The following is a 15,489-nucleotide window of genomic DNA, read 5'->3' as shown; positions in this document are numbered from 1 at the left end:
GCCAGTATCGCCGCCGGGACCGACATGCGCACCGGTCTTCACTGGATCTTGATCGGATCGCAGTGCTGTTGCCCCGGGGGCCCGGGGGTCGCCCCCCGGAGGACACGGCACCGGCGCGCGACTCGGAGTCCCGCACCACCCCCTGCCCATGAATACGCCGCCGGAATCAGTTCGGTTCCCGCCAGGTCAGCGCTCGAAGTGGGCCCGTACCCGCTCGTGCGCCTCGGCTGTCGCTCCGGCCTTGTCCAGCCCCAGCAGTGCCGCCCCCAGCACCGGACTCGCCGTCACCACCCGGGGCACCGCCTTCGGGGCGCGGACCGCGAGCAGGTCGCGGATGCCGTCGTTCAACTGCGGGTGCCGGGCGGCCAGTACGCCGCCGCCCAGCAGGACCGGAGTCTCCTCCTCCAGCAGGTCGAGGCGGGTGAGGGCGACCGTCGCCATGGTGACGACCTCGTCCGCGAGCCGGTCGACGATCGCGCGGGCGACCGGATCGCCGTCGGCGGCGGTGGCGAAGAGGACCGGCGTCAGTTCGTGCCGGCGGGCGGGTGCCACCGTCTCCAGGTGCAGGGCCTCGATGAGGGCGAGCATGGAGGTGAGGCCGAAGTGGGCGGGCAGCGTGCGCGCGAGAGCCGTCGGCTCGCCCCGCCCGTCCTCGGCGCGCGCCGCGTGCCACAGCGCCTCCTCCGCCAGCCCCCAGCCGCCGCCCCAGTCGCCGGAGATGCGGCCGAGCGCCGGGAAGCGGGCGGTGCGGCCGTCGGGGCGCATGCCGACGCAGTTGATGCCGGCACCGCAGACGACGGCGACCCCGCGCGGCTCGGTGACGCCGGCCCTGAGGATCGCGAAGGTGTCGTTGCGGACCTCCACCGACGCGCCCCAGCCGCGCGCGTGCAGCGCGGCCGCCAACTGCTCCTCCTCCACGGGGAAGTCGGCGTTGGCGAGGCAGGCGGAGACATGCTCGACGGACGTCACCCCGCAGGCGGTGAAGGCTCGGTCCACCGCCGCGGCGACGGCGTCCACGGCCGCCTCCACGCCGGTCACCGGCGGCCGGAACCCGCCGCCGCGGGCCGTGGCGAGGACGGTGCCGTCGGCCGCCACGACGGCGACGTCGGTCTTGCTGTTGCCCGCGTCGACGGCGAGGACACGTGCGGTCATGCCCACGCGAGATGCTCCCGGTTGTGTGCGACGAGTCGGTCGGTGAGGGCGTCGGCGTAGGCGTACTGGCCGACGAGCGGGTGGGCGAGCAGGGCCCGGAACACCCGGTCCCGGCCGCCCCGCAGGGCCGCCTCCAGCGCCAGGTCCTCGTAGGCCGTGACGTTCGCCGTGAGCCCGGCGTACAGCGGGTCGACCTCGGGGACGGGCAGCGGGGTGGGCCCCTTCGGGCCGACCGCCGCCTGCACCTCGATCACCGCGTCGTCGGGCAGGAAGGGCAGCGTGCCGCGGTTGAGGGTGTTCACCACCTGGTACGGCGACCCGCCGCCGCCGAGCAGTCCGGCCGCGAGGTCCACGGCCGCCTCCGAGTAGTAGGCGCCGCCCCGCTTCGCCAGCAGCGCCGGCTTCTCGGTCAGCTCCGGGTCGCCGTACATCGTCAGCAACTGCCGTTCCATCTCCGCCACTTCGGCGGCGCGGGAGGGTTTGGTACGCAGTTCCTCCACGACCTCGTCGTGCGCGTAGTAGTAGCGCAGGTAGTAGGAGGGGACCACGCCGAGGCGGTCCAGGAGTGCGCGCGGCAGGTGCAGGTCGGCGGCGATGGCGTCGCCGTGCTCGGCCAGCAGCGCGGGCAGCGCGTTCTCGCCCTCCGGGCCGCCGAGCCGTACGCCGGTCTCCCAGGTGAGGTGGTTGAGGCCGACGTGCTCCAGGTGGATGTCGGCGGGCGTCACGCCGAGCAGGTTCGCGAACTTGCGCTGGAAGCCGATCGCCACGTTGCACAGGCCGACCGCCTTGTGGCCGGCCTGCAGCAGGGCGCGGGTGACGATGCCGACCGGGTTGGTGAAGTCGATGATCCAGGCGTCCGGATTGGTGCGGCGGACCCGTTCGGCGATGTCGAGGACGACCGGGACCGTGCGCAGTGCCTTCGCCAGGCCGCCGGCGCCGGTGGTCTCCTGGCCCACGCAGCCGCACTCCAGCGGCCAGGTCTCGTCCTGCTGACGTGCCGCCTGTCCGCCGACCCGCAGTTGCAGCAGGACCGCGTCCGCGCCCTCGACACCCGCGTCCAGGTCGGAGGTGGTGACGATGCGGCCGTCGTGCCCCTGCCGGGCGAAGATGCGGCGGGCGAGGCCGCCGACGAGTTCCAGGCGCTCGGCGGCCGGGTCGACCAGGACCAGCTCCTCGATCGGCAGGGTGTCGCGCAGGCGGGCGAACCCGTCGATGAGTTCGGGGGTGTAGGTCGACCCTCCGCCGACCACGGTGAGTTTCATGTGGGGATCAACCCTTCACTCCGGTGAGCGTGACGCCCTCGACGAACGCCTTCTGGGCGAAGAAGAACACGAGGATCACGGGGGCCATGACCAGCACGGTCGCGGCCATGGTCAGGTTCCAGTCGGTGTGGTGCGCGCCCTTGAACGACTCCAGGCCGTAGGACAGGGTCCAGGCGCCGGGGTTCTCCGACGCGTAGATCTGCGGGCCGAAGTAGTCGTTCCAGGCGTAGAAGAACTGGAAGAGGCCGACGGCCGCGATCCCCGGCTTGGCCATCGGGACGACGACCTTCAGCAGGGTGCGCAGATCGCCGCAGCCGTCCACCTTCGCGGCGTCGATGTACTCGTTCGGGATGGTCATCAGGAACTGGCGCAGCAGGAAGATGGAGAACGCGTCGCCGAACGCCATCGGGATGATCAGCGGCCACAGCGTGCCGGAGAGGTCCAGCTGCTTCGCCCAGAACAGGTACATCGGGATGATGACCACCTGGGGCGGCAGCATCATCATCGAGATGACCAGCATCAGCGACAGATTGCGGCCCCGGAAGCGGAACTTGGCGAGCGCGTACGCCACCGGGATCGACGACACGACGGTGAGGACCGTGCCCAGGCCCGCGTAGACCAGCGTGTTCCGCCACCAGGTCAAAAAGCCCGGGGTGTCGAAGACCTTCCGGTAGTTGCCCCATTCCCAGGTGTGCGGGACCAGGTCCCGGCTCAGGGCCTGGGTGTCGCTCATCAGGGAGGTCAGGAACACGAACACGAAGGGCAGGACGAAGAACAGCGCGGCCGCGACGCCGAGGGAGTGCACGGCGATCCACTGCAGCAGCGATCTGCGGCGGGCGGTGCGTTCGGCGGGGGAGACCGGCGCCTTCAACGGCACCGGCCGGTCCAGGACTTGGGTCATGGTCAGTCACCTGCCAGGTTGAGACCGCCCCGGCGCCGCATCAGGAACGCGGTGAACACCATGGACAGGGCGAACAGGACGAGGGCGACGACACACGCGGAGCCGTAGTCGAAGCGCTGGAAGCCGAGGTTGTAGACGAGCTGGGGCAGGGTCAGGGTCGACTTGTCCGGGTAGCCGGGCTCGAACTGGGTGCCCGCGCCCTGGATCACGCCCGAGGCGACCTTTCCCGCGATGAGCGGCTGCGTGTAGTACTGCATGGTCTGGATCACGCCGGTGACGACGGCGAACATCACGATCGGCGCGATGTTGGGCAGGGTGACGAACCGGAACCGCTGCCAGGCGGAGGCCCCGTCCAGCTCGGCCGCCTCGTACTGCTCCCGCGGTACGTCGAGCAGCGCGGCCATGAAGATGACCATCAGGTCGCCGATGCCCCACAGGGCGAGCAGGGTGAGGGCCGGCTTGGACCAGGAGGGGTCGTTGAACCAGCCGGGGGCCGGGATGCCCGCCTTCTCCAGGATCGAGTTCACCGGGCCCGTACCGGGGTTGAGCAGGAAGGCGAACGCCATCGTCGCGGCCACCGGCGGGGCGAGGTAGGGCAGGTAGAACAGGGTGCGGAACACCCCGGTGCCCGTCTTGATCTTCGTGATGAGCATGCCGACGCCGAGGCCGAAGACGACCCTCAGGGTCACCATGACCAGCACCAGCCACAGGGTGTTGCGCAGGGCCGGCCAGAAGAAGGGGTAGTGCTCGAAGACGTAGGTCCAGTTCTTCGTGCCACTCCACGTCGGCGGTCTGAAGCCGTCGTAGTGCATGAAGGAGAAGTAGACCGTCGAGATCAGCGGGTACGCGAAGAAGACCGCGAAGCCGATCAACCAGGGCGACATGAAGGCGAGAGTGCGAAGCGCCGACCGGCGGCGCTTCGACGCCAGGGTGATCGCGGACATCTACTTCGCCTGCGCGATGTCCGTGTCGATCTGCGCGGCCGTCTTCTTCAGGGCCGCCTTGAGGTCGGTGACCTTGCCGCTCTCGTAGTCGTAGCCGAGTTCCTGGATCGTCGTGAGGTAGACGCCGCCGTTGATGGAGGCGGGGGACGTCGTGGAGTTCGGGTTCGCGGCGATGTCCAGGAACGTCTTGAAGCGCGGGTCGTACTTCAGCTTCGGCGACTTCAGGGCCGCGAGCGTCGAGGGGACGTTGTGGATGCCGTTGGAGAAGCCCACCACCGCGTCGGTGTCCGTGGTGATGTACTTGACGAACTCCCAGGCCGCGTTCTGCTTGTGGCTGGTGGCGGCGATGCCGGCGATGGTGCCGGTGATGTAGCCCTTGCCGTACTGGCTCGCCTGGTCGTCGGGGACGGGCAGCGGGGCCACGCCGATGTCGAACGTCGGCTTGGTGTCCAGGGCCATGCCCAGGCGCCACTCTCCGTCCAGCTGCATGGCGACCTGACCGGTGTGGAAGGGGTGCTTGGGGCCCCACTCGTCGCCGAGCTTGGAGCGGAAGGTCTCCAGCTTCTTGAAGCCGCCGAGCTCGTCCACCAGCTTCTTCTGCAGCCTGAAGCCGGCTTCGAAGGCGGGGTCGGTGGCGAGATTGGACTTGCCGGCCTTGTTGAAGTAGGTCGGGGAGAACTGCCCGAAGTAGTGCTCGGTCGTCGTCTCCCAGCCGTGGTAGTCCGGCATGAATCCGAGCTGCCGGTAGCTGTCGCCCTGGGCGATCGTCAGCTTCTTGGCGTCGGCCTCGAACTCCGACCAGGTCTTCGGCGGCGTCTTGATGCCGGCCTTCGCGAACGCCGTCTTGTTGTAGTAGAGGCCGTAGGCGTCGCCCAGCAGTGGCGCCGTGCAGCGGTCGCCGTCGAAGCGGGTGTACTCGTTCATCGCCTTCGGGAACGTCGTCTCGGGGTCGATGCCCGACTTCTTGAAGAACGGGTTGAGGTCGACCAGGGCGCCCGAGGAGCAGAACTTGCCGACGTTGTTGGTGGTGAAGGAGGAGATGACGTCCGGGGCCTTGTCGCCGCCCGTGCGCAGCGCCTGGTTGATCTTGTCGTCGGTCATGTTGCCGACGACGTTCACATGGATGTGGGGGTGGGCCTTCTCGAAGCCGGCGACCAGCGACTTCACGGCCTTCACCTCGTTCGGCGCGCTCCAGGCGTGCCAGAAGTTGATGGTCGTGTCCTTGGAGGCGTCGTCGCTCGCACCCGCACTCGACTGGCCGGTGCAGGCGGTGGCGAGGAGGGCGAGGGAGGCGGAGGCGGCCAGCGCGACGGCCGCCTTCCGGGACACGTCGGGTATGACTTTCCAGGACTTTTCGGGCATGGCGAGGTCTCCCAGTGGCGCAAGGGGCTAGGGCGAGGGGTGTGAGGTCGAGAGGTCAGCGCGAGGTGTCGAAGACCTCGTCGCGGGTGGTCGCGAGTGCGCTCTCCAGCGCGCCGCGCAGTACGGGGTGTTCGCGGACGTCGCCGACCACGAGCCGGGGCCGGGCGGCGGCCAGCTCCTCCAGTTCGGCCTGGACGAGGGCGCGCAGCACCTCGCCGCCGGCCGTCAGCGAGGCGCCGCTGAGGACGACGAGTTCGGGGTCGAGGACGGAGACGAGGGAGGCGAGACCGGTGGCCAGCCGGGTCGCGTACGTCTGGAGGAGCAGCCGGTGCGGGCCGGTGTCCTCGGCCGCCGCCCGCTCGACGAGCGCGGCCGCGGCCTCGGCGTACGGACCGGAGGGGATGGCCTCGATGCCGAGCTCGCGGGCGAGCTTCGGGACGGCCTGGGAGCCGGCCAGCTCCTGGTAGCCGCCGCTGTTGGCCCGGGTCACCTGCCGGACGAGCGGCACGCCCGGGACGGGCAGGAAGCCCACCTCGCCCGCGCCGCCGGTCCAGCCGCGGTGCAGCCGCCCGCCGAGGACGAGCGCGGCACCGAGGCCCCCCTCGTTCCACAGCAGGACGAAGTCCTCGTGCCCGCGGGCCGCGCCGAGCCGCTGTTCGGCTACGGCGGCGAGGTTGACGTCGTTCTCGTACTCCACCGGCATCGGCAGCGCGGCGGCGAGTTCGTCGAGCAGGGCCGGGGTGTGCCAGCCCGGGAGGTGGGAGGCGTAGCGCAGCCGGCCGGTGTTGGGGTCGAAGGCGCCGGGGGTGCCGATGACGATGCGGTGGATGTCGCCCCGGGCCAGCCCCGCCGCCTTCACGGCGCCGTCGAGGGCGTCGGTGACCTGCCGGACCACGGGCTGGGCCGGACGGCGGCCGGGGGTGGGCAGTTCGTACGACCCGACGGTGCGGCCGGTGACGTCCGCGACGGCGGCCAGGATGCGCTCGGGGGTGACGTCGAGCCCGGCGGCGTACGCGGCGGCCGGGTTGACCTCGTACAGCTGGGCGTTGGGACCGGGCCGGCCCTCGGTGGTACCGGTGGCGAGCACGAGCCCGGCCGCCTCCAGGCGGGCCAGGAGCTGGGAGGCGGTCGGCTTGGACAGGCCGGTGAGCTTGCCGATCCGGGTGCGGGACAGCGGGCCGTGCTCCAGGAGGAGGTCCAGCGCGGCGCGGTCGTTCATGGCGCGCAGGACGCGCGGGGTGCCCGGCGTACCGGCGGTTCCTGCCATGGGTCGACACCTGCCTCTCGACTGCTCAGCTTCTCAGTGACCCGGGACGCGCGTCCATCGGTGGATCATCAGGTGATCACTGTTAGGAAAGTTTCCTATTGGCTGGAAAGGAACGTAAGCCCGGGGCGAAGGGGGCGTCAAGAGAAACCGCCCCCGAGGCAACAGAGTCGTTACCTCGGGGGCGGTGGGGTTCCGTGGGACTCGGCCGTGGCCGTTGCCCCGGCTCCTCGGGTGCTACTTGGGCGCCGAGCGCTGCGCCCCTATCGGCGAAGCCGCCGCCGACTGGGCCGAGTCCGGGTTGGACAGGGCCGACGGGGCCGCGACCACCGCCGTCGGGTCGACGGCCTCCGCCTCGTCCTCGGCGGCCGTCGCGCCGCCCACGATGCGGATGTTCGCCGCGTCGAAGGCCCGCTTGATGCGCCAGCGCAGCTCCCGCTCCACCGCGAGGGACTTGCCGGGCATGGTCTTGGCGGAGACGCGCACGACCATCGAGTCCAGCAGGACGCTGTCCAGGCCGAGGACCTCGATCGGGCTCCACAGGAGCTCGTTCCAGGGCTCCTCCGCGCTCATCTTCTCGGCGACCTCGTCCAGGGTGGCCTTGAGCCGGTCCAGGTCCTCGTCCGCCTTCACGGTGACGTCGACGCCGGCCGTCGCCCAGCCCTGGGAGAGGTTGCCGATGCGCTTGACCTCGCCGTTGCGGACGTACCAGATCTCTCCGCTCGCGCCGCGCAGCTTGGTCACCCGCAGGCCGACCTCTATGACCTCGCCCGAGGCCACGCCCGCGTCGATCGTGTCGCCGACGCCGTACTGGTCCTCCAGGATCATGAAGACGCCGGAGAGGAAGTCGGTGACCAGGTTGCGGGCGCCGAAACCGATCGCGACACCCGCGACACCGGCGGAGGCCAGCAGCGGGGCCAGGTTGATCTGGAAGGCGCCCAGCACCATCAGCGCCGCGGTGCCCAGGATCACGAAGGACGCGACCGAGCGCAGGACCGAGCCGATCGCCTGCGAGCGCTGGCGGCGCCGTTCGTTGTTGACGAGCAGTCCGCCCAGCGAGGTGCCGTCGACGGCCTCGGCGGTGCGGGTCATCCGGTCTATCAGCTTGGTGATCGCCCGCTGCACGACCGCTCTGAGCACGCCCGCTATCACCAGGATGAGCAGGACCCTGAGGCCGATCGCGAGCCACGTCGACCAGTTCTGCTCGACCCAGCTGGCGGCGTTGGTCGCGCTCTCCTGGGCGTCCTGGAGCGTGGGGACCGTCACGGCGGTCGACCCCGAGGGAGACGGGGACGGCGACGGCGACGAACCGGCGGCCAGTAGGACGGCGGGCAAGGACACGGCGGGTACCTCCAGGTGCAGCGGTCCGCCCTCCGGCACGCGACACGGTCAAGGTCACGAAAAGGTCACCGGACGGGCAGGCCCACCACACTATCGGGGCACCGTGTGCGAATCTCCGCCATCTTCCGAGGAGACTTCGTGCGCCCCCGTGTTGAGCAGGTGGGATAAACCGATCCCGGTCCGGGGGAAGAATGGGATGTGGTCGAAAACACTCCCAGCCCGTTACCGGGACATGGTGGCGCTTCCACCAGGCATGAGGGGACACTGACCACAGATCGTCCCGGCGCGAGCCACGCGCCGCCGACGCCCAAGGAGGCATCCGTGCCGCATGTCCTGGTCCTCAACGCGTCGTACGAGCCACTCGGCGTCGTACCGCTCCGCCGCGCGCTCATCCTCGTCCTGGAGAACAAGGCCGTCTCCCTCGAGGAATCCGGCGCCTTCATGCACAGCGCAACCGTCACAGTCCCCGCACCCAGCGTGGTCCGGCTCAAGCGATTCGTCCGGGTTCCCTATCGAGGGCCCGTTCCGCTCACCCGCCGTGCGCTCTTCGCGCGCGACGGAGGCCGGTGCATGTACTGCGGTGGCGTCGCAACCAGCGTCGACCACGTCATCCCGCGCAGCCGCGGGGGCAAGCACGTCTGGGACAACGTGGTGGCCTCGTGCCGCCGCTGCAACCACGTCAAGGCCGACCGGCATCTGTTCGAGATCGGGTGGCGGCTGCGCCACAAACCCGCCCCGCCCACCGGTCTGGCCTGGCGCATCATCGGGACCGGTCATAGGGACCCGCGCTGGCTGCCGTACCTGCAGCCCTTCGGCGCGGACGACGCCCTGGCCCGGATCGACGGCATCTCCGCCTGACGTCCGGGCCTTCGCACACCCCTGGTCGCGCCGACCGCGGCCGTATGCGGCGTCCGGCCCGGGAGCCCCCCGTGCTCCCGGGCCGCGCCGTCACGCCCTCACGCGTAGCGCAGCTCGGCGGGGCGGACGGACCGGTGCAGCAGGGGCAGTGAGCAGGCCACCGCCAGCAGACAGGCCGCGTAGACGGCGACGGGGACCAGCAGCGGCAGGCCCGGTGTCGGCGCCACGACGGTGGCGGAGGTGAGCGAGGCGTACCAGGCGCCGATCGCGAAGCCGCCGATGCCGGCCACCGCGACCGCGGGCGCCAGGGGCAGCGCGGTCTCCAGGAGCAGCGCCCGGGCCAGCACCGCCCGCGGCACGCCGGCCGCGACCTGCGCGGCCAGGCCCCGGCGGCGGGTGGCCAGGGACTCGGCGGTGCCGACCGCGAGCGCCGTCAGGACGAGCGCGAGCCCGACGAGGATCGCCGCGGCCGTCAGATCCAGGCCCGCCGTGTAGTACGACAGGGAAGCCGTCAGGGAGCCCTCGCCGCTCTTGGCGCGCACCTCGGCGAGCAGCACCTGCCGGACCCCCGTGAACCCGGAGGCGAGCACCGTCACGAGCAGCACCCCCGCATGCGTCCGGGCGGCCGCCCAGGGGTCCTCGCGCAGCCGTTCCGCCGCGATCAGGACCGCCGGCCGGCGGGTCCGGACGGCCAGGCCCTCGCCCAGCTGCCGGGACGAGGAGCCGGTCAGCCACACCGCGGTGCAGCTGAGCAGCAGCGCCAGGACGAACACCGCCACCGGGCCGAAGGCGAAGACGGGCGAGTCGCTGAGGACCGGACCCACGAGGATGACCAGCGTCGTCGCGGCGAGCAGCCAGGTCGCCGCCCGGAACAGCCGCCCCGGAGCCCGTGTGGGCCGCGTCCGCCGCACCCTGCCCAGCGGCGAGGCCACCACCCGGCGCAGGGCCAGGGCGCTCACGGCCGCTCCCAGGACCGGTACGGCCATGGCGACCACGGCGATACCGGTCCAGGCGGCGGGGGCGGGGTGCCGCCACAGGTGCGGCAGCAGCGGTACGGCCACGGCGGCGGCCGGCACCGCACCGGCCAGGCAGGCCAGCCCCGACTCCAGCGCCGCGATCCGCCGCGTCTGCCAGGGCGTGGCCCCCGCCAGGCGCAGCGCCGCCAGCCGCCGGTCGCGGTGCACCGCTCCGATGCGCGCGCACTGGCCGAGGAAGCCGAGCACCGGAATGAGCAGCAGGCCCAGCGCGACACTCACGTTCAGGCGGTCGCTCGCGGAGTCGAGCAGCCCCGACCCCACGGACACGGAGTAGTACCCGTCCATCGAGGTGAGCACGGCGATCGCGAACCCGATCCCGGTCGCCAGGGCCGCCCCGAGCGCCGTGAGCACGGCCCGCCACCACTCCCGGCGGTCCGAGCCGCGCGTGAGCAGCCAGGCCAGCCGCAGATCCGCCCTCACGCCGTCACCCCCGCGACCGCCACGGCGCCGTCGGCCAGCCGGACCTCGCGGTCCGCGTAGGCCGCCACCTGGTCGTCGTGCGTGACCAGCAGGACGGCCGTGCCCGCCTCACGGGCGGTGTGCGCCAGGGCCGTCATGACCTGCTCGGTCGCCAGGGAGTCCAGCGCCCCCGTCGGCTCGTCCGCGAAGACCACCCGCGGGCCGGTCACCAGGGCGCGTGCCAGGGCCGTGCGCTGGGCCTGGCCCCCGCTCATCTCGCCCGGGCGCAGCTCTCCCTGGCCGCGCACGCCGAACCGTTCCAGCCATTCACCGGCCTGCGCGCGGGCGTCCCCGCGGGAGGTCCCCGCCAGCATCAGCGGCAGCGCCACGTTGTCCAGCGCCGTCAGCTCCGGTATCAGCTGCCCGAACTGGAACACCACCCCGAAGTCGGACCGCCGCAGTTCGCTCAGCCGCTTCTCCGGCAGCTGGTCCAGACGCTGTCCGGCATACGTCACCGCGCCCGCGTCCGGCCGGACGATCCCGGCGAGGCAGTGGAGCAGCGTGGACTTCCCGCTGCCGCTGGTACCGGTCACGGCGAGGATCTCGCCGGCGCCCAGCTCCACCGAGGCGCCGCTCAGCGCCCGGGTCCTGCCGTGCGTCTTGGTCAGGTCGCGGGCCGCCAGAAGCGGCACCGCGCTGTCCCCGTCGCTCATGCTGCGTCGACCTCCGCGGTCAAGGTGGTGAGCCGGGCCGCCGTCGTGGTCATCCAGCGGAGGTCGGCATCGAGGTGGTTGAGGGCGTAGTCCGCCGAGAGCACGGTCGCCAGATCGGCGCCCTTGGCGGTCTTGACCGCCGTGAGCTCCCGCATCCGCTCCATGTGCGCGGCGCGCTGGGCCCGCAGATAGGCCTCCGCGTCGCCGCCCGACAGGATCGACACGACGACCTTCGCGAAGATCTCGTTCGTCACGAAGGGGGCGGGCGGGGCGATCTCCCCGGCCCAGCGCGTCAGTTCCCGTGACCCGTCCTCGGTCGAGCGGTACGTCGTCCGCTCCGGCCCGCCGTCGGCGCCGGTGCCGTCCACCTCCGCGAGACCGTCGCGGACCAGGCGTTGCAGGGTCGTGTAGACCTGCCCGTAGGCCAGCGGACGGGCCTGCGGGAAACGTTCGTCGTGCCGTCGCTTCAGGTCGTAGCCATGGCTCGGCCCCGAGGCGAGCAGCCCCAGCAGGATGTGGCGGGTGCTCATGCCGATCATTATGCACTCGATACATGTACTGAGTGAATAGTGATCGTGCGGGCCGGCTGACGCGGTCGGGGTGATCGACGGGCAGTCGCCGGTGCCGAAGTGGAGCAGAATGTGACAAGAGGCACCTAGTTCCTTCCCGTACGTCTGCCGTCGCGTCCGCTGGGTAGGGCTGCGGTAATCCGATACGTCGTCGTACCCGACAAGGAGGCCCCTCGTGGCCGCACCGGCACACCCCCTCTCCAAACCCGTGGCGCACCTGCCCTCCCCGGCCCACGAACCGCGCTTCTGCGTGTTCAGCGCCGAGGGCACCCGCGCCGACACCCCGCTCACCAGTGAGCCGCCGCTGCCCGACGCCGAGCCCCTCACCAGCGAACCCCCGCTCGCCGACGCACCACCCCTGACCAGCGAGTCGGCGGCCCTCGAACGGGAAGCCGTGAGGCCCTAGATGACGACGCAGGGGCCGGCCGAACCCCCCTCCCACGAGCTGTCCCGCCTCGCCGAGCTGCACGGCGTCGCCACCTCCTACAGCCCGTCCCTCGACCGCACGGTCGCCGCCTCTGCCACCGCCGTCACCCTCGCCCTCGCCGCGCTCGGCGTCGACGCGAGCACCGAGGAGGCGACCCGCACCGCACTCACCGCCCGCGAACGCGAACTGGCCGCACGGCTGCTGCCGCCGACCGTGGTGCGCTGGACCGACACCGAGTCCCCCGCCCTCGCCGCCCTCCCGGCCGGCACCCGGCTGCGCATCGAGACCGAGCAGGGCGAGACACGCTCCTCGGCCGACCGGCTCCCGCCCGGCGTCCACCGCCTGACGGCCACCGCGCCCGACGGCCGCACCGCCGAGGCCCACCTGGTCGTCGCCCCGCCCCGGCTGCCCACCCCCACGGCCCGCTCGTACGGCCTGCTCGTCCAGCTCTACTCCCTGCTCTCCCGGCGCTCCTGGGGCATGGGCGACCTCGGCGACCTCGCCGAGCTCACCGCCTGGGCCGGCCGCGCGCTCGACGCCGGCTTCGTCCAGGTCAACCCGCTGCACGCGGCCGTGCCCGGCGCCCCCACCGACCCCTCCCCCTACCGCCCCTCCTCCCGCCGCTTCCCCGACCCCGTGCACCTGCGCGTCGAGAACGTCCCCGAGTTCGCCCACGTCCAGGACCCCGAGCGGGTGCGGGGGCTGCTGGAGCGTGCCGCGCGGCTGCGGGAAGCGGTCCTGGACAAGGACGCGCTGATCGACCGGGACGCCGTCTGGGAACTCAAGCGCGAGGCACTGGAACTCATCCACGCGGTGCCGCTCGGACCGGGGCGGCGCGCGGCCTACGCCGACTTCCTCGCCCGGGAGGGCCAGGCCCTGGAGGACCACGCCACCTGGTACGCCCTGGCCGAAGTCCACGGACCGGACTGGAGCAACTGGCCCGAGGGCCTGCGCGACCCGCGCTCGCCCGAGACCGCCCGCGCCCGCACCGACCTGATGGACCGGGTCGACTTCCACTGCCGTCTCGCCTGGCTCACCGACAGCCAGCTCACCGCCGCCCAGCGCACCGCCCGCGAGGCCGGGATGCCGATCGGGATCGTGCACGACCTGGCGGTCGGCGTGCACCCCGGCGGCGCCGACGCCTGGGCTCAGCAGGACCACTTCGCCGCCGGCATGTCGGTCGGCGCACCCCCCGACGCCTTCAACGCGCGCGGCCAGGACTGGGGCCTGCCGCCCTGGCGCCCCGACCGCCTGGCCGAGTCCGGCTACCAGCCCTACCGGCGCCTGCTCCAGGCGCTCTTCCGCTACGCCGGAGCCCTGCGCATCGACCACGTCATGGGCCTGTTCCGCCTCTGGTGGGTGCCCCAGGGGCATCCGCCCACCGAGGGCACCTACGTCCGCTACGACGCCGAGGCCATGCTCGCCGTCCTGGTGCTGGAGGCCTCCCGCGCGGGCTCGGTCGTCATCGGCGAGGACCTGGGCACGGTCGAGCCCGGCGTGCGCGACCGGCTGCGCGAACGGGGCGTGCTGGGCACGTCCGTGCTCTGGTTCGAGCGCGACTGGGAGGGCGACGGCCGCCCCCTGCCGCCCGAGGCCTGGCGCGCCGACTGCCTCGCCACCGCCACCACCCACGACCTGCCGCCCACCGCCTCCCGCCTCACCGGCGACCACGTCGAACTCCGCGACCGCCTGGGGCTGTTGACCCGGCCGGTGGCGGAGGAGCGCGCCGAGGCCGCGGCCGACGCGGCGGAGTGGCTGGCCTACCTCGCCCGGCTCGGCCTGCTCGACGGCACGGGAGGCGCCCACGGCGCCTCCGAGGAGGAGGCCCGCATCCAGGCCGTCCACCGCTTCCTGCTGCGCACGCCCGCCCGGATGGTGGGCGTCTGGCTGCCGGACTGCGTCGGGGACCGCCGGCCGCAGAACCTGCCGGGCACCTGGGACCAGTACCCGAACTGGCGGCTGCCCATCGCGGACGCCGAGGGCAGGCCGGTGACGCTGGAGGAGCTGGCGGGCAGCGGGCGCCTGCACGCCCTGCTGGAGGTGGTGCGGGACGCGGGTTCCGGCGGACGGGGCCGGCAGGCGCCCGCCTGACCGGGCGGCGGCGCCGCCGCGTCCTCGCCGCCGCCCTCGTACGGCACCCCGGACGCGCGGTCCCGAACGGCGTTGGATACTTTGGGCCCGTGGACAAGAAGAACGCCCTGCGCGCCGGCGCCCTGGCCTCCGGCACGACGCTGATGATGCTGCTCATGTCGTCCCCCGCGTTCGCGCTCACCCGCGACGACGGCGACGACCCCGGCAAGGGCCTGAGCGTCATCGAGACGCTGGGCCTCTACGTGGCCCTCCCGATCGCCCTGTTCGCGATCATCGCGGGCCTGGTCATGGTGCTGGACCGGTCCCACGACCGGCAGGACAGGACCAGCTCCAACGTCGACGTCAAGGCCTGACCCGACGCCTTTCCCCGACGGCCTTCCCCGAAGGCCTCCCCGGCGGCTTTTTCCCGAGGGCGCCGACCTCGCCGTACGCACGCGCATCCGCTCCGCGTACGGCGAGGTCGGCGCCCTCGTGCGTTCAGGGGCTCGGCGCGGTCAGATACCGCTGCAGCGTCGGCGCCAGCCACGCCTCGATCTCCGTGCCGTGCAGCGCCACGGCCGGCGGGATCCGCAGGACGTAGCGGGTCAGCGCCAGCCCGAGCAGCTGCGTCGCGCACAGCGCGGCCCGCGTCGGCACCTGCTCCGGGTCCGGGCACACCTGGCGGGTGACCGGTAGCAACTGGTCCCGGAAGATGCCCTGCATGCGGTCTGCCCCGGCCCGGCTGGCCGCCGCCACCCTCAGCAGGGCCGTGAGCTCCTCGTTCTCCTCCCACATGCGCAGGAAGTGCCTGGTCAGGACCCGGCCGACGTCGTGCCGGGGCAGTGAGGTGAGGTCCGGCAGCTCCAGGTCCACCGCGACGGCCGCCGCGAACAGGCCCTCCTTGGAGCCGTAGTACCGCATCACCATCGAGGGGTCGATCTTGGCGTCCCTGGCGATGGCGCGGATGGTCGCCCGGTCGTAGCCGTCGGAGGCGAAGCGCTCGCGGGCCGCGGCGAGGATCGCGCCGCGGGTGGCGTCGGAACGGCGCTGGGCGGCGTGACCGGGCTCGGTGCCGGCTTCGGTGCCTGTCTCGGTGCTGCTGTCGCTGTCGCTGTCGCTGTCATGCATGCCAACGAGCGTAGGCCAACATGCGTAGGCCAACAAGTGTTGACTTGCCCGGCCGGGTGCTT

Annotated in this window: 15 protein-coding genes; 4 read left to right on the top strand and 11 right to left on the bottom strand. The window is 72.3% G+C overall.

The features are described 5' to 3' along the window. Positions 1-186: 186 nt before the first annotated feature. The 7 genes from LN251_RS08230 to LN251_RS08200 all read right to left on the bottom strand — a co-directional run bounded on the left by LN251_RS08230 (position 187) and on the right by LN251_RS08200 (position 8,226). Positions 187-1,158, bottom strand: coding sequence for an N-acetylglucosamine kinase (locus LN251_RS08230; RefSeq protein WP_458243816.1), 972 nt, complete (start codon positions 1,156-1,158; stop codon positions 187-189). Next, entirely contained in the window at positions 1,149-2,414 is a 1,266-nt protein-coding gene (locus LN251_RS08225; RefSeq protein ID WP_458243815.1) for a 6-phospho-beta-glucosidase, read from the bottom strand. The genes LN251_RS08230 and LN251_RS08225 overlap by 10 nt, the downstream gene beginning before the upstream one ends. Positions 2,415-2,421: 7 nt before the next feature. Further along, complete coding sequence (locus LN251_RS08220; protein ID WP_458243814.1) at positions 2,422-3,315, bottom strand: carbohydrate ABC transporter permease; 894 nt, start codon at positions 3,313-3,315, stop codon at positions 2,422-2,424. Between the two features lie 2 nt (positions 3,316-3,317). Next, positions 3,318-4,259 (bottom strand): carbohydrate ABC transporter permease, encoded by a 942-nt coding sequence (locus LN251_RS08215; protein ID WP_458243813.1) that lies wholly within the window; start codon positions 4,257-4,259, stop codon positions 3,318-3,320. Next, positions 4,260-5,621: an ABC transporter substrate-binding protein gene (locus LN251_RS08210; RefSeq protein WP_458243812.1), complete on the bottom strand. Its 1,362-nt coding sequence runs from the start codon at positions 5,619-5,621 to the stop codon at positions 4,260-4,262. A 55-nt stretch (positions 5,622-5,676) separates the two neighbouring features. Further along, complete coding sequence (locus LN251_RS08205) at positions 5,677-6,888, bottom strand: ROK family transcriptional regulator (RefSeq protein WP_458243811.1); 1,212 nt, start codon at positions 6,886-6,888, stop codon at positions 5,677-5,679. Between the two features lie 234 nt (positions 6,889-7,122). After that, positions 7,123-8,226: a mechanosensitive ion channel family protein gene (locus LN251_RS08200; RefSeq protein WP_458243810.1), complete on the bottom strand. Its 1,104-nt coding sequence runs from the start codon at positions 8,224-8,226 to the stop codon at positions 7,123-7,125. A 321-nt stretch (positions 8,227-8,547) separates the two neighbouring features. On the opposite strand from LN251_RS08200, the gene LN251_RS08195 reads away from it, so the two are divergent. Then, on the top strand, positions 8,548-9,084 hold the full coding sequence (locus LN251_RS08195; RefSeq protein ID WP_058925247.1) for an HNH endonuclease: 537 nt from the start codon (positions 8,548-8,550) through the stop codon (positions 9,082-9,084). 98 nt (positions 9,085-9,182) lie between these two features. Here LN251_RS08195 and LN251_RS08190 read toward each other — a convergent pair whose 3' ends face one another. From LN251_RS08190 to LN251_RS08180, 3 genes are read right to left on the bottom strand one after another with little or no spacing between them, the layout of a single operon-like run. Then, the gene (locus tag LN251_RS08190; RefSeq protein WP_458243809.1) at positions 9,183-10,541 is read right to left on the bottom strand and encodes an FtsX-like permease family protein; all 1,359 of its coding nucleotides are present in this window, start codon (positions 10,539-10,541) and stop codon (positions 9,183-9,185) included. Further along, on the bottom strand, positions 10,538-11,233 hold the full coding sequence (locus tag LN251_RS08185) for an ABC transporter ATP-binding protein (RefSeq protein ID WP_458243808.1): 696 nt from the start codon (positions 11,231-11,233) through the stop codon (positions 10,538-10,540). Before LN251_RS08185 ends, LN251_RS08190 begins: the two co-directional genes overlap by 4 nt. Then, positions 11,230-11,763 carry a helix-turn-helix transcriptional regulator gene (locus tag LN251_RS08180; RefSeq protein ID WP_458243807.1) on the bottom strand — a complete coding sequence of 178 codons (534 nt, stop codon included), beginning with the start codon at positions 11,761-11,763 and terminating at the stop codon, positions 11,230-11,232. Before LN251_RS08180 ends, LN251_RS08185 begins: the two co-directional genes overlap by 4 nt. 214 nt (positions 11,764-11,977) lie before the next feature. Between LN251_RS08180 and LN251_RS08175 the strand changes: the two genes are divergently transcribed. From LN251_RS08175 to LN251_RS08165, 3 genes are all read left to right on the top strand, one after another. Then, on the top strand, positions 11,978-12,208 hold the full coding sequence (locus LN251_RS08175; protein ID WP_458243806.1) for a hypothetical protein: 231 nt from the start codon (positions 11,978-11,980) through the stop codon (positions 12,206-12,208). Continuing rightward, the gene (malQ, locus tag LN251_RS08170) at positions 12,209-14,320 is read left to right on the top strand and encodes a 4-alpha-glucanotransferase (protein WP_458243805.1); all 2,112 of its coding nucleotides are present in this window, start codon (positions 12,209-12,211) and stop codon (positions 14,318-14,320) included. It abuts the gene before it with no gap. 89 nt (positions 14,321-14,409) lie between these two features. Continuing rightward, the gene (locus tag LN251_RS08165; RefSeq protein WP_458243804.1) at positions 14,410-14,673 is read left to right on the top strand and encodes a hypothetical protein; all 264 of its coding nucleotides are present in this window, start codon (positions 14,410-14,412) and stop codon (positions 14,671-14,673) included. Between the two features lie 124 nt (positions 14,674-14,797). Here the strand turns inward: LN251_RS08165 and LN251_RS08160 are convergent, their stop codons facing one another. After that, entirely contained in the window at positions 14,798-15,427 is a 630-nt protein-coding gene (locus tag LN251_RS08160; RefSeq protein ID WP_458243803.1) for a TetR/AcrR family transcriptional regulator, read from the bottom strand. Positions 15,428-15,489: the final 62 nt, after the last annotated feature.

Source organism: Streptomyces sp. MAI_2237, from assembly GCF_054189285.1.
This window is presented reverse-complemented; position numbering and strand designations above follow the sequence as displayed.